General features: G+C 64.7%; 22 protein-coding genes, 4 tRNA genes and 1 pseudogene. 15 read left to right on the top strand and 12 right to left on the bottom strand.

The genetic code is table 11. The annotated features are described in order from the left end of the window. Positions 1 to 2 precede the first annotated feature (2 nt). Positions 3 to 1,037: pseudogene (locus BT173_RS14010) on the bottom strand (NAD(P)H-dependent flavin oxidoreductase); the annotation flags it as partial. A gap of 142 nt (positions 1,038 to 1,179) precedes the next feature. Here BT173_RS14010 and BT173_RS14005 point away from each other — a divergent pair. From BT173_RS14005 to BT173_RS13960, 10 genes are all read left to right on the top strand, one after another. Continuing rightward, on the top strand, positions 1,180 to 1,422 hold the full coding sequence (locus BT173_RS14005; protein ID WP_072429293.1) for a hypothetical protein: 243 nt from the start codon (positions 1,180 to 1,182) through the stop codon (positions 1,420 to 1,422). 62 nt (positions 1,423 to 1,484) lie between these two features. Beyond that, positions 1,485 to 1,958: a Fur family transcriptional regulator gene (locus BT173_RS14000; protein WP_084658632.1), complete on the top strand. Its 474-nt coding sequence runs from the start codon at positions 1,485 to 1,487 to the stop codon at positions 1,956 to 1,958. Positions 1,959 to 2,064: 106 nt separating this feature from the next. Further along, positions 2,065 to 2,901 (top strand): zinc ABC transporter ATP-binding protein AztA, encoded by an 837-nt coding sequence (gene aztA, locus BT173_RS13995; RefSeq protein ID WP_084658629.1) that lies wholly within the window; start codon positions 2,065 to 2,067, stop codon positions 2,899 to 2,901. A gap of 7 nt (positions 2,902 to 2,908) precedes the next feature. After that, positions 2,909 to 3,781, top strand: a complete 873-nt coding sequence (locus BT173_RS13990; RefSeq protein ID WP_072429291.1) for a metal ABC transporter permease — start codon at positions 2,909 to 2,911, stop codon at positions 3,779 to 3,781. A gap of 122 nt (positions 3,782 to 3,903) precedes the next feature. After that, on the top strand, positions 3,904 to 4,821 hold the full coding sequence (locus BT173_RS13985; protein ID WP_072429290.1) for a metal ABC transporter substrate-binding protein: 918 nt from the start codon (positions 3,904 to 3,906) through the stop codon (positions 4,819 to 4,821). Then, positions 4,821 to 5,459, top strand: a complete 639-nt coding sequence (locus tag BT173_RS13980) for an ABC transporter ATP-binding protein (protein ID WP_072429289.1) — start codon at positions 4,821 to 4,823, stop codon at positions 5,457 to 5,459. Before BT173_RS13985 ends, BT173_RS13980 begins: the two co-directional genes overlap by 1 nt. After that, positions 5,456 to 6,646: an ABC transporter permease gene (locus BT173_RS13975; protein ID WP_072429288.1), complete on the top strand. Its 1,191-nt coding sequence runs from the start codon at positions 5,456 to 5,458 to the stop codon at positions 6,644 to 6,646. Before BT173_RS13980 ends, BT173_RS13975 begins: the two co-directional genes overlap by 4 nt. A gap of 18 nt (positions 6,647 to 6,664) precedes the next feature. Continuing rightward, positions 6,665 to 6,937: a PepSY domain-containing protein gene (locus BT173_RS13970; RefSeq protein WP_072429287.1), complete on the top strand. Its 273-nt coding sequence runs from the start codon at positions 6,665 to 6,667 to the stop codon at positions 6,935 to 6,937. A 16-nt stretch (positions 6,938 to 6,953) separates the two neighbouring features. After that, positions 6,954 to 7,478: a DUF3299 domain-containing protein gene (locus BT173_RS13965; protein WP_072429286.1), complete on the top strand. Its 525-nt coding sequence runs from the start codon at positions 6,954 to 6,956 to the stop codon at positions 7,476 to 7,478. 82 nt (positions 7,479 to 7,560) lie between these two features. After that, the gene (locus BT173_RS13960; RefSeq protein ID WP_072429285.1) at positions 7,561 to 7,851 is read left to right on the top strand and encodes a TFIIB-type zinc ribbon-containing protein; all 291 of its coding nucleotides are present in this window, start codon (positions 7,561 to 7,563) and stop codon (positions 7,849 to 7,851) included. Positions 7,852 to 7,915: 64 nt separating this feature from the next. Here the strand turns inward: BT173_RS13960 and pgeF are convergent, their stop codons facing one another. Together pgeF and rluD are read right to left on the bottom strand one after the other, a co-directional pair. After that, entirely contained in the window at positions 7,916 to 8,659 is a 744-nt protein-coding gene (gene pgeF, locus BT173_RS13955; protein WP_072429284.1) for a peptidoglycan editing factor PgeF, read from the bottom strand. Beyond that, positions 8,656 to 9,633 carry a 23S rRNA pseudouridine(1911/1915/1917) synthase RluD gene (rluD, locus tag BT173_RS13950; protein ID WP_084658658.1) on the bottom strand — a complete coding sequence of 326 codons (978 nt, stop codon included), beginning with the start codon at positions 9,631 to 9,633 and terminating at the stop codon, positions 8,656 to 8,658. Before rluD ends, pgeF begins: the two co-directional genes overlap by 4 nt. On the opposite strand from rluD, the gene BT173_RS13945 reads away from it, so the two are divergent. From BT173_RS13945 to BT173_RS13925, 5 genes are all read left to right on the top strand, one after another. Further along, complete coding sequence (locus BT173_RS13945) at positions 9,632 to 10,420, top strand: outer membrane protein assembly factor BamD (protein ID WP_072429282.1); 789 nt, start codon at positions 9,632 to 9,634, stop codon at positions 10,418 to 10,420. The two genes, rluD and BT173_RS13945, sit on opposite strands and share 2 nt — an antisense overlap. Before the next feature lie 88 nt (positions 10,421 to 10,508). Beyond that, positions 10,509 to 10,584, top strand: a tRNA-Ala gene (locus BT173_RS13940). A gap of 44 nt (positions 10,585 to 10,628) precedes the next feature. Next, a tRNA-Glu gene (locus BT173_RS13935) sits at positions 10,629 to 10,704 on the top strand. Between the two features lie 88 nt (positions 10,705 to 10,792). Then, positions 10,793 to 10,868, top strand: a tRNA-Ala gene (locus BT173_RS13930). Positions 10,869 to 10,913: 45 nt separating this feature from the next. Continuing rightward, positions 10,914 to 10,989: transfer RNA gene (locus BT173_RS13925), tRNA-Glu, on the top strand. Positions 10,990 to 11,068: 79 nt separating this feature from the next. Here the strand turns inward: BT173_RS13925 and xylB are convergent. The 9 genes from xylB to BT173_RS13880 all read right to left on the bottom strand — a co-directional run bounded on the left by xylB (position 11,069) and on the right by BT173_RS13880 (position 20,952). Continuing rightward, on the bottom strand, positions 11,069 to 12,523 hold the full coding sequence (gene xylB, locus BT173_RS13920; RefSeq protein ID WP_072429281.1) for a xylulokinase: 1,455 nt from the start codon (positions 12,521 to 12,523) through the stop codon (positions 11,069 to 11,071). 6 nt (positions 12,524 to 12,529) lie between these two features. Further along, positions 12,530 to 13,462: a helix-turn-helix domain-containing protein gene (locus BT173_RS13915; RefSeq protein WP_245794184.1), complete on the bottom strand. Its 933-nt coding sequence runs from the start codon at positions 13,460 to 13,462 to the stop codon at positions 12,530 to 12,532. Between the two features lie 21 nt (positions 13,463 to 13,483). Continuing rightward, positions 13,484 to 14,269, bottom strand: a complete 786-nt coding sequence (locus BT173_RS13910) for an L-iditol 2-dehydrogenase (RefSeq protein ID WP_072429279.1) — start codon at positions 14,267 to 14,269, stop codon at positions 13,484 to 13,486. After that, a complete protein-coding gene (gene dalD, locus BT173_RS13905) occupies positions 14,266 to 15,675 on the bottom strand; it encodes a D-arabinitol 4-dehydrogenase (RefSeq protein WP_072429278.1) in 1,410 nt (469 codons plus the stop codon). Before dalD ends, BT173_RS13910 begins: the two co-directional genes overlap by 4 nt. Before the next feature lie 9 nt (positions 15,676 to 15,684). Beyond that, the gene (locus BT173_RS13900) at positions 15,685 to 16,740 is read right to left on the bottom strand and encodes an ABC transporter ATP-binding protein (protein ID WP_072429277.1); all 1,056 of its coding nucleotides are present in this window, start codon (positions 16,738 to 16,740) and stop codon (positions 15,685 to 15,687) included. 17 nt (positions 16,741 to 16,757) lie between these two features. Next, on the bottom strand, positions 16,758 to 17,585 hold the full coding sequence (locus tag BT173_RS13895; RefSeq protein WP_072429276.1) for a carbohydrate ABC transporter permease: 828 nt from the start codon (positions 17,583 to 17,585) through the stop codon (positions 16,758 to 16,760). Between the two features lie 11 nt (positions 17,586 to 17,596). Next, positions 17,597 to 18,457 (bottom strand): carbohydrate ABC transporter permease, encoded by an 861-nt coding sequence (locus BT173_RS13890; RefSeq protein ID WP_072429275.1) that lies wholly within the window; start codon positions 18,455 to 18,457, stop codon positions 17,597 to 17,599. 84 nt (positions 18,458 to 18,541) lie between these two features. Further along, positions 18,542 to 19,846 carry an ABC transporter substrate-binding protein gene (locus tag BT173_RS13885; RefSeq protein ID WP_072429274.1) on the bottom strand — a complete coding sequence of 435 codons (1,305 nt, stop codon included), beginning with the start codon at positions 19,844 to 19,846 and terminating at the stop codon, positions 18,542 to 18,544. Positions 19,847 to 20,034: 188 nt separating this feature from the next. Beyond that, positions 20,035 to 20,952, bottom strand: a complete 918-nt coding sequence (locus BT173_RS13880) for a LysR family transcriptional regulator (protein WP_072429273.1) — start codon at positions 20,950 to 20,952, stop codon at positions 20,035 to 20,037. Between the last annotated feature and the right edge of the window lie 68 nt (positions 20,953 to 21,020).

The following is a 21,020-nucleotide window of genomic DNA, read 5'->3' as shown; positions in this document are numbered from 1 at the left end:
GTTTAGCCCGGCAGCTCGGCCTTGATGCGTGCCGCATCGGCCAGCAGGCGCTCGAACAGATCGGCCACCGCGGGCAGATCGCGGATCAGGCCTTGGGCCTGGCCGATCAGCTGCACGCCGTGGTGGTGGTCGCCTTCCTCGATGGCAAGGCGTATCGATTCGGTGGCTGCGCCAAACTGGGCCAGCTGCTTGATGGCGGCCGGCTTGGCAAAGGCGCCAGCCAGCACGGTGGCCATCGACATGCCGATCTTGCGCGCGGCCAGCATGGCGCGCGGCACCGCCTCGAAAATGGTCAACGCCCGCGCCGATTTGCGTCTGGCGGTCGGGGTATCCATCATCCGGCACGGAATCCCGTCGAACTTGGCGCTATAGATCGTCTCACTGACATTCTTGCTGACGATCATGCCCTTGGTGGCCGCATGCACGGGGCTTTCGCGCGTGGTGGCCAGGCGGGTGCCCATGGCAATCGCATCGGCACCCAGGGCCAGCGCGGCCAGCAAACCCCGCCCATCGGCAAAACCGCCAGCCGCGATAATGGGCAGCTTGACCGCATCGCGGATGGCCGGAATCAGCGTCAGCGAGGTGACCGCGCCGCCATGCGCGGCGGCTTCGTGGCCGGTGACCAGCAGCGCATCCACGCCGATCTTCTCGGCCGCCCGCGCGTGCTTCTCGGTGGTGACGGTGGCAATCACCTTGCCGCCATAGCGCTTGGCGCCCTCGACAATCCAGTCGCCCTTGCCGAGCGAGAAATTGATCACCGGCACCTGCTCTTCCAGCGCCACCTTGGCATTCTCGGCCGCGCCCGGCATCAGCAGGGTCACGCCCACGCCAAACGGCTTGTCGCTCAATTCGCGCACGCGGCGGATCGCCGCACGCGTCTGCTCGGCATTCAAGGGGCCCGTGGCCAGAATACCCAGGCCGCCCGCATTCCCCACCGCGGCCACCAGCTCGGGCACGGCGATATAGCTCATGCCCGGGCAGATCAGCGGGCGTTGGATGCCGAACAGTTCAGTGATACGGGTACGCATGGCGGCGGCGCTCGAAAAGAAAGAAAATAAGGTTTCAGATTGTACTTATATAGTCGAGCGCTTGCTTGAATTATCCCTATCCAGCCCGCGCGCTGTTGTATAGGCAGCTCGCCCCGATCTCCGCCACCCTTGCATCGAAAGCACCACCGCCATGCTGATCGTCGCCATCGCCTATTTCTACGTCATCGGCATGGTGGCCATTGTGGCCATGCTGAGCGGGCATTTCTTCTCCGGCTTCTTCACCCTGCTGTTCGCCGGCATCCTGCCGGCCTTTCTGTGGCTGGGCACACTGAGCAAGAAACGCCGCGCCGCGCGTGACCGCGCACTGGCCGAGCGGCAGGCGCAGACGGACGCCGCCTCAGGCGATGCAGCGGAGCGCGTTTCGCCAGACTAATCGTCCAAGCTCCCGACGAGCTGGCTTGCCGCAGATGTTTGATACGTTATAACATCAGCGCCATGCCCCATGCTCATACCCATTCCCTGGAAGACAATCTCAGCGCCGCTGCGCAATGGTGCGCCAAGCGCGGCGAAAAGCTGACCGAGCAGCGCCGCGAGGTACTGGCCCTGCTGCTGAGCGCGCCCGGCTCGGTCAAGGCCTACGACCTGCTGGCCGCGATCCAGAAGCAAAAGCCGACCGCCGCGCCGCCCACCGTGTATCGCGCGCTGGATTTCCTGGTCGCCGCCGGCCTCGCCCATAAGCTCGAATCGAAGAACGCCTTCGTGGCCTGCTGTGATTTCGAACATCCGCACCATGGCGTGATGCTGATCTGCAACCAGTGCCACACGGTGAAGGAACTGACCGACCCGGTGCTGGAAGCGCGCCTGGCCGAGGATGCCAAGGCCTGGGGCTTTAGCGTGGCGCCGCAGGATATCGAGGTGAAGGGTCTGTGTGCGAACTGCCGCCATGGCGATGGCGAGGCGCAGGCATGAAGCGTTCGCGCCTGATCGCCCTGTCGGCCTTCCAGCGTGTGCTGCTGGTGCTGCCCATGCTGGCGGTGCTGTGGCTGGCCGTCTGGTGGGCCTTGCGAGGCGCAGCATGAGCCACGCCCACCACCATCATGCGCATGCGCAGCACGCGCCGGCCGCTGCGCCGCGCGGTGCGATTGCGCTGCGCAATCTGACCCTGACCTATCACCGCCACCCCGTCGTGCACCATGTGTCCGGCCAGTTCGCGCCTGGCGAGCTGACCGCCATCGTCGGCCCGAACGGTGCCGGCAAGAGCACGCTGCTGAAAGCCATCGTCGGTCTGATGCAGGCCAATCATGGCAGCGTGGAAACCGGCGGTCTGAAGCCACACGAGATTGCCTATCTGCCGCAGCAGGCTGCGATTGCACGCGACTTTCCGCTCGCGGTGCAAGATGTGGTGCTGCTGGGCGACTGGCATAGCTCGGGCTGGTTCGGTCGGGTCAGTCGCAGTGCGCGCCAGCGTGCCGACGAGGCCTTGGCGCGGGTCGGCCTGGCCGGCTTTGGCAAGCGCCCGGTCGATGAGCTATCGGCCGGCCAATTCCAGCGCGTGCTATTTGCCCGCCTGCTGCTGCAGGACGCCAGGGTGATCCTGCTTGACGAGCCATTTACCGCGCTCGACGCGCGCACCACGGCCGAGCTGCTGGAGCTGGTGGCCAGCTGGCGGCGTGAAGGCCGCACCGTAATTGCCGTGCTGCACGATTATGAACAGGTGCGCAGCCACTTCCCGCACACCCTGCTGCTGGCCAAGGAATGCATTGCCTGGGGCGATACCGCCACCGTGCTGACCCAGGCCAATCTGAATCGCGCCAATGGCATGCCGCAAAGCTGGGATGAACAGGCGCCGGTCTGCCACCGCGACGAAACGCCGCTCCCCACGCCACCGCACGACCACGCGCACAGCCACTGAAGCCCGCATGAGCCCCTACGAACTCCTCTGGCAACCGTTTGCCGACTTCGCCTTTATGCGCCACGCGCTGATCGGCTGCCTGGCCCTGGCCCTCGGTTGCGCGCCCATCGGCCTCTTCCTGGTGCTGCGCCGCATGAGCCTGATGGGCGATGCGATGAGCCATGCCATTCTGCCCGGCGCCGCGATTGCCTTTATCGTCTATGGCCTATCGCTGACCGCAATGAGCATCGGCGGCCTGCTCGCCGGCCTGGTGGTGGTACTGGCCGCCGGCGTGGTCACCCGCGCCACCCAGCTGAAGGAGGATGCGAGCTTCGCGGCCTTCTACCTGGTCTCGCTCGCCTCGGGCGTGCTGCTGGTTTCCAAATGGGGCAGCAATGTCGACCTCATGCACATTCTGTTCGGCACCGTGCTGGCCGTGGATGCCGCGGCGCTGATCTTCCTGGCCAGCGTGGCCAGCATCACCCTGCTGGTGCTGGCGCTGTTCTACCGCGCCCTGGTGGTGGAAAGCTTTGACCCGGAATTCCTGCAAAGCATGGGCGGGCGCGGCGCCTGGGCGCACTTCGCCTTCCTGATCCTGGTCGTGCTGAATCTGGTGGCCGGCTTTCAGGCCCTGGGCACGCTGATGGCTGTGGGCCTGATGATGCTGCCTGCCGCCAGCGCGCGGCTGTGGGCAAAAGAGCTGCCTGCCCTCTTGGCCATCGCACTCGGCATCGCGCTGGTGGCTGGCTATATCGGCTTGCTGATCTCCTACCACGGCGACCTGCCCTCGGGCCCGAGCATCATCCTGACCGCCGGCCTCGCCTACTTCGTCTCGCTGGCCTTTGGCGCGCGCGGCGGTCTGATCTGGCGCTGGCTGGGTCGCGAACATCTGGAAGCCTGAGTCGACACGCTCACGCACGCCCGCATCACTCGATACACCTGCTGCGCGCCCCCAAGGGCGCCCAAAACCGGCCGCCCATGGGCTGCCTAGCCCGGGCTACGCCCGCCTTCTGGAGAATGATGATGAAACTCAGCCCTAGCCTGTATGCCCTGCTCGCCGGTCTGGCCCTGACCACCCAGGCGGCCGATAAGCTGCCGGTGGTCGCCTCCTTCAGCATCCTCGGTGACCTGGTCCAGCAGGTGGGGGGCGACAAGGTGGCGGTGCAGACCCTGGTCGGTCCGGATGGCGATGCACACGTCTATCAACCCAGCCCGCGCGACGGCAAGACACTGGCCAGCGCCAAGCTGCTGGTGGTGAACGGTCTGGCTTTTGAGGGCTGGATGGAACGCCTGGCGCGCGCCAGCCAGTACAAGGGCGCCCGCGTCGTCGCCAGCGACAAGGTCAAAACCCACACCATGGCCGAGGACGAGCATGGTCACGACGACCATGACCACGGCCACGATCACGGCAAGGTCGACCCGCATGCCTGGCAGAACCCGGCCAATATCCATATCTATGTGGCAAATATCGCCGCTGGCCTCAGCCGTGCTGACCCGGCCAATGCCGCCTACTACCAGCAACGCGCGGCCAGCTATGGCAAGGAGCTGCAGGCGCTCGAGCAGTGGGCGGACAAGGAGGTGGCTAGCATCCCAGCCGCCAAGCGCCGTGTGATCACTTCGCACGATGCCTTCGGCTATCTGGGCCAGCGCTTCAAGATCCAGTTCCTCGCCCCGCAAGGCATGAATACCGAGGCCGAAGCCTCGGCCAAGGGCGTAGGCAAGCTGATCCAGCAGGCCAAGCGCGAAGGCATCAAAGCGATCTTTGTCGAGAATGTCAGCAACCCGAAGCTGCTTGAGCAGATCAGCCGCGAAACCGGCGCCAAGGTCGGTGGCCGCCTGTATTCGGATGCGCTGTCCCAGCCCAGCGGCGTGGCCGGCAGCTATCTGGCCATGATGCGTTACAACATCGCCACCCTGGTGGCCGGCATGCGGCAGAACTGATGTTCCGCCTGCACGCACTGCGCTATCGCTACGGCCAGACGGCCGAGCTGCGCTTTCCCGACTGGTCGCTGCAGCAGGGCGAGCAGGCGGTGCTGCGCGGCCCATCGGGCAGCGGCAAGAGCACGCTGCTGTCGCTGCTGGCCGGCTTGCTGCAGCCCCAGCAGGGAGACATCTGGCTGGCCGAACAAGCGCTGGCCGCACTGCCGCCCGCGCAGCGCGATGCCTGGCGCGGCCGGCATATCGGCTTCATTCCGCAACGCGCGCATCTGCTCGCCAGCCTGAATGTGCTGGAAAACCTGCAGCTGGCCCAATACCTGGCCCGCCTGCCGCAGGATGCCGCGCAGTGCCAGCGCGTGCTGGCCAGCCTGGGGCTGATCGAGCTGGCCGGGCGCCGCCCGCAGCAACTGTCACAGGGCCAGGCGCAACGCGTGGCGATTGCGCGCGCCCTGCTCAACCACCCCAAGCTGCTGCTGGCCGATGAACCGAGCGCCAGCCTGGATGACGCAAACACCACTGCGGTGCTCGACCTGCTGCAAGGCGCCGCCCAACAGGCGGGCGCCACGCTACTGATCGCCAGCCATGACGCGCGCGTGCATGCGCGCTTCGACCGCCAGTTCCTGCTCGAGGCGCGCGTATGAATCTCTTCTTGCTCGCCCGCCGCCAGCTGCTGGCGCGCCCACTGCACAGCGCGCTCAATCTGCTGCTGCTGGCGCTCGGTATTGCCACCATCAGCCTGCTCTTGCTGTTCAGCCGCCAGCTGGAAGACAAGCTGCTGCATACCGCGGCTGGCATCGATCTGGTGGTCGGCGCCAAGGGCAGTCCGCTGCAGCTGATCCTCTCCAGCGTCTATCACGCCGACATCCCGACCGGGAATATCGCCAAGGCCGAAGCCGACAAGCTGGCCCGCCACCCCTTGGTGGCGAGCAGCATCCCGCTTGCGCTGGGCGACAATCTGCAGGGCTTTCGCATCGTCGGCACCACGCCCGACTATCTGCAGCTGTATGGCGCCAAGCTCGCCCAGGGCCGCCCCTGGCAGGTGTCGATGGAAGCGGTGCTGGGCGCCAAGGTGGCGCAACGCAGCGGGCTCAAGCTCGGCGAGGAATTTGCCAGCTCGCATGGGCTGGCAGCCGGCGGCCCTTTACACGACGACAATCGCTACCAGGTGGTCGGCATCCTGGCCCCCAGTGGCAGCATCCTCGATGAGCTGGTGCTGACCGATCTGCAAAGCGTGTGGGATATGCACGAGCACCACGCCAGCGAAGACGATGCCGAGGATGGCAAGCCGCGCGATATCACCGCGCTGCTGATCCGCTACAAAACGCCACTGGCCATCCTGGCCCTGCCGCGCCAGATCAATGCCGAAACCGCGCTGCAGGCGGCCTCGCCGGCCATGGAAGCCATGCGTCTCTTGAACATCCTGGGCTTTGGCCTGGACGCCCTACGCGCGTTTGCCGCGGTGCTGATCTTCTCGGCCGCGCTCTCGCTGTTCGTGGCCCTGTACGGCAATCTGCGCGAGCGGCGCTACGACCTGGCCGTGATGCGCCTCTTGGGCAGCAGCCGCTGGCGCCTATTCGCCAGCGTGCTGCTGGAGGGATTGCTGCTGGCCGCGGCCGGCGCCGCCCTCGGTTTACTGCTCGGGCATGGCGCAGCCGAGGCCATTGGCCGCGCAGGGCTGACCCCCGGATTAAATCTGACCGGGTTGATATGGCTGAAGGAAGAAGCCGCGCTACTACTGCTAGCCCTGCTGGTGGGCGTGCTGGCAGCCTTGCTGCCCGCGATACACGCCTGGCGAACCGATATTGCCGCCCTCTTGTCTGAACGTTGACCTTGCAAAGGAAGCCCCATGCGCCTGCACCTGCTGACCACTGCCTTGCTGACCGCCCTATTCAGCACCAGCGCCCTCGCCCACGATGAAAGCCCGTGCACGCAGGAGCCGGAGAACAAATGGCAGCCGCTGTCGGCCGCCCTGCGCAAGGCCGAGCAGGCCGGCCACACGGTGAAGAATGCCGAGGTTCACCATAAATGCTACGAAATCCGCGGCCGCACACGCGACGGCAAACGCTTCGAAATGATCTTGAACCCAGTCACGCTGGAAGCACGTAAAGCTGCGCAGTAAGCTGCTGACTCACACCATGAAAGTTCGCCGCATGTTCTCGAACCCGCTTCTCAGTCTGGCCATCCTGATCAGCAGCAATCTGGTCTCCGCGGCCGACCCGTCCAGTCTGCCGCCTGGCCCCGCGCCCAAGAACGGCGCCGCTTTCGGCGTCACACCGGCTGGTGGCCCCAGCCTGCCCGAGCGCGCGGGCTTCGTGTCCTGGCGCCTGTTGGCGCAGATTGAATCGGTGCAGCAGGGCCAGCGCATGGTGCCGCGCTTTGACAAGGGCATCAGCGCGTTGCAGAAGAAGACCGTCAAGCTGCAGGGCTTCATGCTGCCACTGAGCATGACCGAGAAGCAGAGCCACTTCATCCTGACCGCCAGCCCACCGAGCTGCGCATTCTGCCTGCCGGGCGGGCCGGACTCGGTCATCGAAGTGAAGGCCAGCGTGCCGATCAAATACGGCTACGAGCCGATCACGCTGAGCGGCAAGTTCGAAATCCTGCAGAACGACCCAATGGGGCTTTACTACCGGATCACCGAAGCCAAGCCGCTCAGCTAGTACTGCCCGCTTGCAAGCCGGGGAACCGACATGCGCCGAGCCGGTCTGAGCCAGCATTGCTAATTTATGCTTGGAGCTCAGCATGCACTGCCCCGTCTGCAAGGAAACCGCGCTGGTGATGAGCGAGCGCGCCGGTGTCGAGATCGACTATTGCCCGCAATGCCGTGGCGTCTGGCTTGATCGCGGCGAGCTCGACAAGATCATCGAGCGCAGCCGCCAGGAATCGGCCCCCAGCCCACAAGCCGCTCCGGCCGCGCCGGTCTACCGCGACGAACGCAGCCACGCGCCGCAGCACTACGACAAGGGCTATGACAAGCATTACGGCCACAAGCCCTATCGCAAGAAGAGCTTTCTGGAAGAGTTGTTCGACTGAGCGCAGCAGCGCCAGCAAAGAAAACGGCAACCCGCGGGTTGCCGTTTTCTTTGGTCTTGGCCGCTCAGGCGGTACGCCAGATCAGCGCCGCCATACGCCCAGTGGTCTGCTCGCGCCGGTAGGAAAAGAAGCGCGCCGCATCGCTCACCGTACACAAGCCGCCGCCATACACCTGCTGGATGCCGATGGCCGCCAAGCGCTGGCGCGCCAGTAGATAGATGTCGGCCCACCATTTACCGGCCGCCTTGCCAGGGCGAAACGCCGCAGCTGCCGCCCCATCGTGGGCCAGAAACGCGGCACGCACCTCCTCGCCCACTTCAAAGGCAGCGGGGCCAATGGCGGGTCCTAGCCAGGCCATCAGCTCATGGCCGTCGCCCAGCCGCGCCGCGGTCGCCTCCAGCACGCCAGCATGCAGACCGCGCCAGCCTGCATGCGCGGCGCCCACCGCCATGCCGTCACGGCGGGTAAACAGCACGGGCAGGCAATCTGCGGTCATTACCACGCACACCGCGCCCGCCACACGGCTCACCGAGGCATCGGCCTCCGGCACGCCCAGATCGGGCGCAGCGGCATCCACGACCGCGATGCCATGTACCTGCTTGAGCCAGGCCGGCTCGGCCGGTAGCTGGGCACGCAGCAGAGCGCGGTTGGCCGCTACCGTGGCCGGCACGTCGCCAACATGATCGCCCAGGTTCAGACTCGCATAGGGCGCGAGGCTCAAGCCACCTAGCCGCGTCGTCATGCAGGCGCGGATATTGACCGGTGCCGGCCAGTCGGGCTGCAACGCAGCCGTCATCCAGTTGTTCATGCCACTTCCTTGCGCAGTTGCGCGATCAGTTGCTGCATATCCTCGGGCAGTGGGCTTTCCCATTGCTGCACGTCACCGCTGTCGGGGTGAACCAGGGCCAGCTTGGCCGCATGCAGCGCCTGGCGGTCAAAGGCGGCCAGCACGGCTTTGAGTTCATCGGACAGCAGGCCGGGCTTGCCGCCATATACGGGGTCGGCCGCCAGCGCATGACCAAGATGGGCCATATGCACACGGATCTGATGGGTGCGGCCGGTTTCCAACCGGCATTCGACCAAGGTATGGCGCGCAAAGGTCTCGATCACGCTGTAATGGGTGAGCGCCGGCTTGCCGTTCTCCACCACCGCCATCTTGAGGCGATTGCGCGGGTCGCGCCCGATCGGGGCATTCACGCTGCCATCGCGCTTGAGCACGCCCTGGGCAATGGCCAGATAGTGGCGCTTGACCGTGCGCGCCTGCAGCTGGCGCACCAGATCGGTCTGCGCCTTCAAGGTACGCGCCACCACCATCAGCCCGCTGGTGTCCTTATCCAACCGGTGCACGATGCCGGCGCGCGGTACACCGGCGAGGTCGGGGTAGCGATACAACAGGCCGTTGAGCAGGGTTCCCGACCAATTTCCGGCCGCCGGGTGAACCACCAGGCCGGCTGGCTTGTCGATGACCAGCAGCGTTGCATCTTCGTAGACAAGCGGGAAATCCACTGGCTCGGCGCGGTAAGCCACCTCCTCGGGATCGGGTTCGGTCATCACCTCGACCGTCTCGCCGCCCCAGACGCGGGTTTTCGGGCTGGCCGGCTTGCCATCGAGCAGGATGCGGCCTTCGTCCATCCAGCGCACCAGGCGGCTGCGCGAGTAGTCGCTTAATACGGCAGCCAGCGCCGCATCAAAACGGCCGCCACTGTTATTCCTTGGCAGCGTGACGCGTACGAGCGCGTCCGACTCGCTATAATCCTCGGCTTCGATATCGGAGTGTTCCATGAAGCGCATTGTAACGTTACTCACCGCCGCCCTACTGCTCTCGGCTTGCGCGGGCACACCCAAACCCGATGCGGAGAACGCCGGCCCCAGCGTGGAAGAGCTGTACAGCGAAGCCAAGTCGGAAATGGACAGCGGCAATTACAACCGTGCGGTCAAGCTGTTCGAGACCCTGCAGGCGCGCTATCCCTATGGCAAGTACGCGCAACAGGCCGAGCTGGAAGTCGCCTATGCCAACTTCAAGGACCAGGAACCGGAACTGGCGCTGGCCGCCATCGACCGCTTCCTCAAGCAGCACCCGACCCATCCGAATGTCGATTACGCGCTCTATCTGAAGGGCCTGGTCAACTTCATCGAAGACCGCAGCCTGTTCGCCAGCCTGTCCAAGCAGGATATGGCCGAGCGCGATCCGAAATCGGCGCGCGAATCCTTCGAGGCCTTCCGCGATCTGGTCAGCCGCTTCCCGAACAGCCGCTACACGCCTGATGCGCGCGACCGCATGGCCTTCCTGGTGGTGGCCCTCGCCGACCACGAGCTGCACGTGGCCAGCTACTACTTCAAGCGTGGCGCTTACCTCGCTGCCGCCAACCGCGCCAAGAGCGTGCTGGAGAACTACAGCAACACCGACCGCGTCGAGAAGGCGCTATTCGTGATGGCCGCCTCCTACGACCGCCTCGGCCAGCAGGAGCTGCGCGACGACACGCGCCGCGTGATCGCCAAGAACTATCCGCAAAGCCAGCTCAGCGAAGAAAAGGTGGTCGGCGATGTGGCGTGGTGGAAGTTGTGGTGATTTTTTGAAAAAGGGGCTTTACAAGTCATAACAAGCTCCTTATGATGCGCGTCTCTTCGCCGCAGCATCACCGCAGCGAAGCCCGAGTGGGGGTATAGCTCAGCTGGGAGAGCGCTTGCATGGCATGCAAGAGGTCATCGGTTCGATCCCGTTTACCTCCACCACAGAATTCGATGCAGCGGTGCAAACCGCCACATCAATAGGCTAAGTCCCCATCGTCTAGAGGCCTAGGACACCACCCTTTCACGGTGACTACCGGGGTTCGAATCCCCGTGGGGACGCCACCACAGAAATCGGTTCGCCGGTTTCGCCATCAGGCGGCGTCACAGTAAGATCAGCCTGATGCGCAACGCAAGTTGCAAGCAGTATCTTGGGGGTATAGCTCAGCTGGGAGAGCGCTTGCATGGCATGCAAGAGGTCATCGGTTCGATCCCGTTTACCTCCACCAAGAAATAAGATTGATCAGCCCCACACTGATTGATCGATAGGCTAAGTCCCCATCGTCTAGAGGCCTAGGACACCACCCTTTCACGGTGACTACCGGGGTTCGAATCCCCGTGGGGACGCCACCACAGAAAAGCCCGCTTCGTTGCCGAAGCGGGCTTTTTCTTTGTGCTTTTTTTGCGCACTCCCCGAGCGCTCGCTGCATTAGAAATGCGCGCGTAGCGCCAGGTAGAGCGCCTGATAGCGCGCATGGCGCGCCTGCAGCATCGCTTGCATGCTCGCATCGGGCTGCAGCAACTCGCCCCCGCTGGGCGGGCAGACCTGTGCAAGCTCGCCCCCATCGGCCAGCCAGGCCAGCCTTGCGGCGCCCAGGGCCGCCGCCACCGGCGCATGCTCGGGCCGGTATAGCGGACGCCCGAGCTGCGCGGCCAGTAACTGCCCCCAGGCGCTGCTGCGTGCACCACCGCCGACCAGGGCCAGCGCCTCGCCCGGACCCGCCTGCCCCATGGCCTGCATGCCATCAAGCAGGCCAAAACCGACCCCTTCCATGACCGCATAGCCGAGCGCCGCCGCATCATGCTCATGACGCAGGCCGATGAACACGCCGCTGGCAGCGGCATTGTTATGTGGTGTGCGCTCACCGCTCAGGTAGGGCAGAAACAGCGGCGCGCGTTCGCGGTCTGCGATAGGCAGTTGCGCAACCTGGGCGGCCAGGCTGACGGCATCGGCGCTGCCAGTCAGCCGGCTGACCCAGCCGAATGCACTGGCGGCACTCAGCATGACCGCCATCTGGTGCCAACTGGCTGGCAAGGCATGGGCAAAGGCATGCACGGCCTGGGCCGGTGCAGGGCGAAAACCATCGCTGACCAGGAAGGCCACGCCCGAGGTGCCGAGCGAGATAAAACCCTGTCCAGGCGCCACCGCGCCGATGCCGATGGCACTGGCGGCATTGTCGCCCGCCCCACCCGCCAGCTTGACGCCGGGCGGCAGGCCCCAGCGCCTAGCCAGCTCGGTGCGCAGCGTACCGCTCAGGCTACTACCCTCCACCAAGCGTGGCATCTGCGTCTCATCCAGCCCGCAGGCGGCCAGCATGGTCGCGCTCCAGCGCCGCGCGCCGACATCCAGCCACAGCGTACCCGAAGCATCCGACATCTCGCTGATCGCCTCGCCGCACAGTTGCAGACGCAACCAATCCTTGGGCAGCAACACCTTGCGGATACGGGCGAACAGCGCGGCTTCGTGCTTGCGCAGCCAGCACAGCTTAGGTGCGGTAAAGCCGGGCATGGCCAGATTGCCGCTGATGCGGCGCGAATCAGGCACCGCCTGCTCAAGCTCCGCGCATTCCAGTGCCGCACGGCCGTCATTCCACAGAATGGCCGGGCGCAGGACCTGGTCGCGCGCATCCAGCAACACCGCGCCATGCATCTGGCCCGAGAGGCCTATCGCGCATACCGCCTGCCAGGCCGCGGGCGCCTGGTGGCGCAAAGCCGCCACCGCCAGCTCCAACCCGGCCCACCAGGCTTGCGGGTCCTGCTCGCTCCAGCCCTGCTGCGGCTGCTGTGCGCTCAGCGGCGCGTCGGCCGTGGCGATGATGCGCTGCTCAGCATCCAGCAGCAGCAGTTTGAGGCCGGAGGTGCCAAGGTCGATGCCCAGATACATGCAAACTCACTTTTGCGGACCGAAGCGGCGCGTAGCCTGGCGGCGGAATTCGCGCGGCGTCATGCCCTTGATGTCGAGGAAGCGCCGATTGAAGTTGGCGATATTGTTGAAGCCGACTTCGTAACCGATGTCGGTGATCAGGCGTTCGGACTCCATCAGCAGCTGGCAGGCGCGGTTGACGCGCACATGGTTGATGAAGTCGGTAAAGGTATTGCCGGTGGCGCGGCGGAAAAAGCGCGAGAAACGGCTCTGGCTCATACCCAGCTCATCGGCCAGCTCGGCAGCCGAGAGCGGGTCAGCCAGATGATCGGTGATCCGGTTCACGATGCGATTGATCTGCTCGAGCTGATCGTCATCATCCTGGCTTTGCAGGCGCGCGCTGGACAGCAGTCGGTAGTCGGGGCAGCGTGCCAGCTCGCTCATCAGCACGCAGAAGGCACCGAAGCGGGTCAGCCCGCGCGTGGCCTTGATGCGCAGCCAGTGCTCGCGCGCCAGCTCATGCAGGCCGAAGAACTCGATGCCGTGCTTGGCGCGCTCGAGCATGGGCAGCACCTCGCGCAATTCGGGAATGCTGCGGCTGCCGGCCTCGATCAGCGCATGCGGGAACTGAATGACCAGATCGCGCTCGAGCACGCCGCCCTCGGGCAGATCCATGCTCACCCAGTTATGCGGCAGGCGCGGCCCGGTCAGCACCAGCTGACCGGGCTGGAACTGCCCTATCCAGTCGCCCACGAAAACCTTGCCCGAGGTAGCGGTAATCAGGTGTAACTCGTACTCATCATGGCAGTGCCAGCGCGCCAGCGGCGTCGGATAGCCGTGCGCCAGGCAGCGGATCGAGCCGGCCTCGCTCTGCGCCTCGTAGCCAAGGTCGCTGGAGCGGCCGGCATCGATTTCCAGCTCGGGCTTGATGCGGCGCGGAATGACAAGGTTCTGGGGCATGGTCAGCGGCATAAACGGCAATCAGGACATCACATTACCGCCATCCACATTCAGTGTCTGCGCGGTGATATAGCCAGCCTCGTCACTGGCCAGGAACACGGCCGCGCCGCAGATATCGTCCGGCGCGCCCATATGGCCGAGCGGCACGGCCGCCCCCACCTGGCGCTGCTTTTCGCCCAGCGGCAGGTTCTCGTAGCGCGCGAACAGGGCATCCACATGCTGCCACATCGGTGTGGCGATTACGCCCGGTGCAATGCCATTCACGCGTATGCCATGCGGCGCCATCGCCAGCGCGGCACTTTGCGTATAGCTGATGATGGCGGCCTTGCTCGCGCAGTAATGCGACACCAGCGCTTCGCCGCGCCGACCGGCCTGGGACGCCATATTGATGATCGCGCCGCGCGTGCCCTGCGCCACCATGCGCGCCAGCACCTTCTGCATGACGAAGAAGGCACCCTTCACATTGACCGCGAACAGGCGCTCATACATCGCCTCATGGCTTTCCAGCAGCGGGGCCATATCGAAAACCGCAGCGTTGTTGAATAGCGTGCTTAGCGCACCGAAGCGTGTCTCGGCAGCGGCAATCAGTGCGTCAATCTGCTCAAGCTGGGTGATGTCAGTGGGCTGGTAGTGCAATGCCTGCGGGTATTCAGCAAGTAGTTCAGCCAATGCCGCGCTGGGCTGGGCGCCGATGTCCGCCACCGTGCAGCGCGCGCCTTGGGCCAGGTAGGCGCGTGCCACTGAAAGCCCAATGCCACCCGCGGCACCGGTCAGCAGCGCATGCTTGCCATGCAGACGGGCGCTCATGCGCGCTGCTCCGCCACGAAGGCTTCTACGCGCTGGCTGGCCAGGCGCAAGGCCGCCAGCAGGCGTGCATCACCGGCCAGCTCACCCCATAGCGTGGTATCGGCCGCAAAAGCGGCCACCGGGTCGGGCGCCGTACAGATCGCCTGGGCAGCTGCCGGGTCCATGGCCTGATCCTGATAGCGATAGCTGAGCGCGCCGGCATGCCAGCGCTGCAAAAAAGCCAGGAAGAGCGCAGGCAGCATGGCCACGCAGGCAATCGACTCACCGCGTGCCAGCCGTTCGCGCAGCGTGGGGGCGATAAAGCCGGGGATCTTGGCAAAGCCATCCATGGCCACGCGCTGATTGGTATCGGCAATCGCCGGGTTGGCGAAGCGCTCGAGCACCTTGTCGCGGTAGGCATGCAGATCGAGCGGGCTCGGCTGCGCAGGGGTATCGAGCACCGGAATCGTGTCCTCGCTCACATAGTCGTAAGCGAGCTGGCGGATCGCCGCATGCTGGGTGCCCTCGTGGATATAGTGCAAACCGAGCAGCGTGCCGGCCCAGGCGATGCAGCTATGGGTGGCATTGAGCAGGCGCAGCTTGGCCTCCTCATAGGGCTGCACCGAAGCGACCATCTCCACGCCAACCCGCTCCCAGTCGGGCCGGCCGGCAATAAAGTCATCCTCGATCACCCACTGGATGAAGTCCTCGCTCATCAGCGCCGCCGCGTCGTCCACACCAGTGGCGGCCAGCACGCGCTCGCGTACCGCAGGCGTGGGGCGCGGTGTGATACGGTCGACCATCGCATTCGGGCTGGCCGTGTTGCGGCTCACCCATTCGGCCAACTCAGTCTCGCCCGCGAGTTCCAGGAACTGCAGCAGGCCACCGCGGGCACGGCTGCCGTTGTGCTGCAGATTGTCGCAATTGAGCAGGGTGATCGGCCCCGCTGCTGCGGCACGACGCGCGCGCAAGATGGCGCTCAGCGCGCCATACAAGGTGCTGCCGGCACGGCCCGCTCGGGCGGCGGCCAGGTCGGCCTGGATATCGGCCTGGCTGGCATCGAGCTGATGGCGGTTGTCGAGGTAGTAGCCAGCCTCAGTGACCGTGAAGGACAGAATGCGCGTGGCCGGGTCGGCCCCCAGCCAGATCAGCGCGGCCAGATCGGGCGTATAAGGCAGTACCTGCTGCAGGGCGGTGATGCGTGTGTAGCTGCGCTGACCGGCAGCCGACACCGTCTCCAGCGTGTAAGCACCGTGTTGGGCGATCAGGGCCGCGATCGTCTCGGGCATATCGGGGCGGATATTGCCGCCGGCCAGCGCCCAGCGCCGGTCGCCGCTTGCCTGCAGCGCATGCAGATAGACCGCCTGATGGGCACGATGAAAGGAGCCCAGCCCCAGATGCAGGATGAGATGGGTATGCGTGGACATGATGGCCTCTTAGTGAGTCTGCGCGGCGTGGCCGTGACGGGTGATGCGACCTTGCGCATCGAAGAGATGGGCGGCCTGGGCGTCGATCTGCACGCCAACCGCATCGCCCAGCTGCAGCGGGCTGCGACTGTGCTGGCGCGCCACCAGCTGGGCGCCGAGCGGGGTGCTCACGTAAATCAGCGTCTCGGCCCCGAGCGCCTCGATCAATTCCACCTGGCCATCCAGCGTGCCCTGGCCAGGCCGGCACAGCGCCACATCCTCCGGGCGCAGGCCGACCGCACCCTGCAGGGGCGTCTCGAGGCCGAAGGCGCGGTGCAGACCCGGCAGTAGCTCGGCCTGCACGACATTCATCTGCGGCGTGCCGATAAACTGGGCGACGAACTGATTGGCCGGCTGGTCATACAGCTCAAGCGGCGTACCGACTTGCTCGATCTGCCCATCGCGCAGCACCACCACGCGGTCGGCCAGGGTCATGGCCTCTACTTGGTCGTGGGTGACATAGATGGTGGTGGCGCCCAGTTCGCGGTGCAGCTTGGCGATCTCCACCCGGGTCTGGCCGCGCAGGGCGGCATCCAGATTGGACAGCGGCTCGTCGAACAGAAACACCTTGGGCGCACGCACGATGGCGCGCCCGATCGCCACCCGTTGGCGCTGGCCACCCGACAGTTCCTTGGGTGTGCGCTGCAAATAAGGGCTGAGGTTGAGAATGCGCGCGGCGCGCTCGACCTTCTCGCGTATCACCGCCTTGTCCACCTTGGCCAGCTGCAGCGCAAAGCTCATGTTCTCGAACACGCTCATATGCGGGTAGAGCGCATAACTCTGGAACACCATGGCCAGGTCGCGCTTGCTGGAGGGCAGCTTGGTGATATCGCGCCCATCCAGCACCAGCTCGCCACCATCGATCTGCTCGAGGCCGGCGATCAGCCGCAGCAGCGTGGACTTGCCGCAGCCCGATGGACCGACGAAGACGATGAACTCGCCCTGGTGAATGCTGAGATCGATGCCCTTGATGGCGCGATGCTCGCCGAAGAATTTTTCTATGCCTTTGAGTGCCAGGTAAGCCATGACGATGTCTCCTCGAATTATTTGACGGCGCCGAAGGTCAGGCCTTGCACCAGCTGCTTCTGGCTGAACCAGCCGAACACCACGATGGGCGCAATGGCGAGCAGGGAGGCGGCCGACAACTTGGCCCAGAACAGCCCCTCGGGGCTGGAATAGCTGGCGATCAGGGTGGCCAGCGTGCCCGCTTTGGCGGAACTGAGGTTCAGGCTCCAGAAGGCCTCGTTCCAGGACAGCACGAGGCACAACAGGCCGGTGGACGCCATGCCGCCCATGCCCAGCGGCAGCAGCACGCGGCGGAATTCCTGCCACAGATTGGCGCCATCCATGCGGGCGGCTTCGAGGATTTCCGGCGGAATGTCCTTGAAGTGCGAGTACAGCATCCAGACCATGATGGGCAGGTTGGACAGCATGAACAGGATGATCAGCGCCAGCTTGGTATCGAGCAGGCCGCTGTACTGGGCCAGCACATACACGGGCACCAGCGCGCCCACCGCCGGCATCATCTTGGTGGATAGCATCCACATCAGGATGTCCTTGGTGCGCGGGCCGCGGAAGAAGGCCATCGAATAGGCGGCCGGCACCGCAATCAACAGGCCCAGCAGCGTGGACACCACGCTGGTGATCACCGAGTTCTTGGCGAACAGCAGGTAGTCGCTGCGCGTATGCACTTCGCGAAAGCTCTCCAGCGTGGGGCTGAAGATCAGCTCGGGCGGCACGGCAATCGCCTGCAGCTCGGTCTTGAAGGCAGTCAGGAACAGAAAGGCGAGCGGGAAGAACAGCAGCAGGGCGACTGCCCAGGCCAATACGGTGCGGGCCATCAGGGTTGGGGTCAGACGGGATCTAGCCATGGTCGTCGTCCTTATTTATCCAGGTTCTTGCCGACAAGGCGGATCAGGAAGGCGGCGGCGATATTGGCCAGCACCACGGCGAACAGCGCACCGGCCGAGGCCACGCCGGCATCGAAATTGAGCAGCGCCTGTTTGAAGATCAGAAAGGCGACATTGGTGCTCGCGTCGCCCGGCCCGCCACCGGTGGTGGTGAAGATTTCTGCGAAGACGCTCAACAGGAAGATCAGCTCGATCATCACCACCACGGCCACCGAGCGGGCCAGATGGGGCAGATACAGATAGCGCAGCTGCTGCAGATAGTTGGCGCCGTCCATGCGCGCCGCCTCCAGCTGCTCGCGGTTCATGCTCTGCAGCGAGGTCACGAAGATCAGCGTGGCAAACGGCAGCCATTGCCAGGACACCATGACGATCACGCTGAACAGGGGGTGTTCGGTCAGCCAGTCCACCGGCTGCGCGCCGAAGAACTGCCAGACCTGGGCCAGCACGCCGTAGATCGGGTTCATCATCATGTGCTTCCACAGCAGCGCATTCACCGTGGGCATGACGAAGAAGGGCGAGATCAGTAGCACGCGTACGATGCCGCGACCGGGAAAGGGCTCGTCGATCAGCAGCGCGATCAGGACGCCCAGCAGCACCGTGATCAGGATCACGCTGCCCAGCAGCAACAGGGTATTGAGCACCGCCACCGAAAAGGACGGATCGGTGACGAAGTATTCGAAGTTCTCCAGCCCGGCAAAGCCGTGCTGGTCGGGTTGCAGCAAGTTAAAGCGGATCAGCGAGAAATAGATGCTCATACCCAGCGGCACGATCATCCACAGAAACAAGGTGGTGACGGCCGGGGCCAGCAAGAGGCGCGGCAACAGACGGTTCATGGTGGCGTACTCGGAAGGTGGCAGCGAGCACGGCGCCCGCCGCAGCGGGCACCGTGGGTTCAACAAGCAGGGTCGCTTAGCACCTTACTTGTAGTAACCAGCCTTCTTCATTTCCCGCTCAGCAGCAAACTGGGATGCCTTCAACGCTGCATCCACCGTGGTCTTGCCGGCCAGGGCCGCGCTCATCTGCTGACCCACCGTGATGCCGATGGCCTGGAACTCGGGAATCGCCGCGAATTGCACGCCCACATAGGGCGACTTGGGCAAGGTGCTGTCGTTCGGGTTGGCCGAATCGATGGCCATCTTCTCGGCGGCGGCAAAGCGGGCCGCCTTCTGGAATTCCGGCGTGGCATAGGTGCTCTTGCGCGTGCCGGTCGGCACGGCGTGCCAGCCTTCCACCTTGGCCACCAGCTGGATGTATTCCTTCGAGGTCGCCCAGGTCACAAACTTGCGCGCGGCCTCTACCTTTTGCGAGCCCGCCGGAATGGCCAGCGTCCAGGCCCACAGCCAGTTGGCACCCTTGGGTGTGACCATGGTGGGTGCCTGGGCAAAGGCGACCTTGTCCGCCACCTTGGACTGCTTGGGATCGCTGACAAAGGAGGCGGCAATCGTTGCATCCACCCACATGCCGCACTTGCCCTGGTTATACAGGGCGAGGATCTCGTTGAAGCTATTGCTGGACGAGCCGGGTGGGCCGTACTTCTTCATCATGTCCACATAGAAACCGACCGCATCGCGCCAGGGCTTGCTGTCGATTTGCGGCTTCCAGCTCATATCGAACCACTGGCCACCGAAGGTATTCACCATGGTGGACAGGAAGGCCATATTGTCACCCCAGCCCGGCTTGCCGCGCAGGCAGATGCCATACACACCGTTCTTCGGGTCGTGAATCTTGGCGGCCAGATCGCGGATCTGGGTCCAGGTCGGGCGCTCGGGCACCTGCACGCCCGCCTTGTCGGCCAGGTCCTTGCGGTACATCAGCATCGAGCTTTCGCCATAGAAGGGCACCGCATACAGCTTGCCGCCCACCGACAGCCCATTGCGCATGGCCGGCAGCAAATCGTCCACATCGTAGGCCGCATCGGGCTTGATCTCCTGCAGCCAGCCCTTCTTGCCCCAGATCGGCGTTTCATACATGCCGATGGTCATCACATCGAACTGACCGCCCTTGGTGGCGATATCGGTGGTGACGCGCTGACGCAGCACTCCCTCCTCGAGGGTCACCCACTTGAGCTGAATGCCGGGGTTCGCCTGCTCGAAATACTTACCAAGCTTCTGCATCTCGATCATATGACCGTTATTCACGGTGACAATCACGAGTTCGGTGGCGGTGCTGGGCAGGGACAAGGCCGCGACAAGGGCCAAGCCCAGAAAGGCTTGCTGTTTCATCTTACTGTCTCCGTTTTATGGGCACTTGGGTGCGTGATCAGTGCTCTATCGCATCGGCACTGTGGAGCTGAACAGTAACGATGTTTTATCGAGTGACTAATACGGATTTCAGCAAGATCAGTACGATTTTTCGTGCATATGCACTAAGTCTGGCAACTCATGGTCATTAAGCGCTTGATTCTGGCTGGCTAGAGCGCCGCCAACCTTGCCAGCACGGCATCTGCGCTATCGCGCAGCGCCGCGGTCAGCGCATCGCGCAGCGGGTTGGCCGGGCGGTGCTCGGGCAGCACGAGGCCGACCCGGTAGGGAATCGATACGCTGAAGCGGCGCAGCACCAGACGCGGATCGGCGCAGGCGGCGGCACTGAGCGGGTTGACGATGGACAGGCCCACGCCCTCAGCCACCATCGCGCAGACCGCCACCGCGCTATGGGTTTCCAGGCATAGCGCACGCTGCACGCCGGCGGCGGCGAATACCTGGTCGAGCTGGGCACGGTAAGGATCCTGGGCCGACAGGCTGATAAAGGGCTGGGCGGCGAAATCGGCTGGCGCCAGCACGCTGCGGCTGGCCAATGGATGGCTGGCCGGCAGCACGCATACTTCATCGGCGACCAGCAGTGGCTGCACGCGGGTGCCAGGTGGCGCTTCGATATGTTCGGTCAGGCCAAGGTCGAAGCGCTGCGCGCTGAGCCAGGCCTCCAGCAGCGGCGATTCCTGCGGGGTGATGGCCAGCTGCGCGCCCGGATGCTGCGCCAACAGGCGCGCACAGGCGGCCGGCAGCAGTGCCTGGGTCAGCGCGGGCAGGCTGAGCACACTGAGCGAACCACGCTCGCCCGCCGCCAGCTCGCGCGCCAGCCCCACCACCGCATCAAGCCCCTGATAGCTGCGCTGCACTTCCTCATACAACAGCAAGGCGCGTGCGCTGGGTTGCAGGCGACCCTTGCTGCGTGCAAACAGCGCGTAGCCCAGCAGCTGTTCCAGGCGCGCCAGCTCGCGGCTCAGGGTCGGCTGCGAGCTATGCAGCAGGCGCGCTGCCTCGGTCACATTGCCGGTACTCATCACGGCGCGGAACACCTCGATCAGACGGTGGGAAATCAGCTCGGCCATCCTAAATCCATATCAAAATTGAATTGATACGCCAAAAATCAGCATTGGACAGCATACTAACCAGCGCG

The organism is Chitinimonas taiwanensis DSM 18899 (genome assembly GCF_900119825.1).
In the GTDB taxonomy this organism is placed as follows: domain Bacteria; phylum Pseudomonadota; class Gammaproteobacteria; order Burkholderiales; family Chitinimonadaceae; genus Chitinimonas; species Chitinimonas taiwanensis.
The sequence above is the reverse complement of the archived record's forward strand: the minus strand, read 5'-3'. Positions and strand labels throughout refer to the sequence as shown.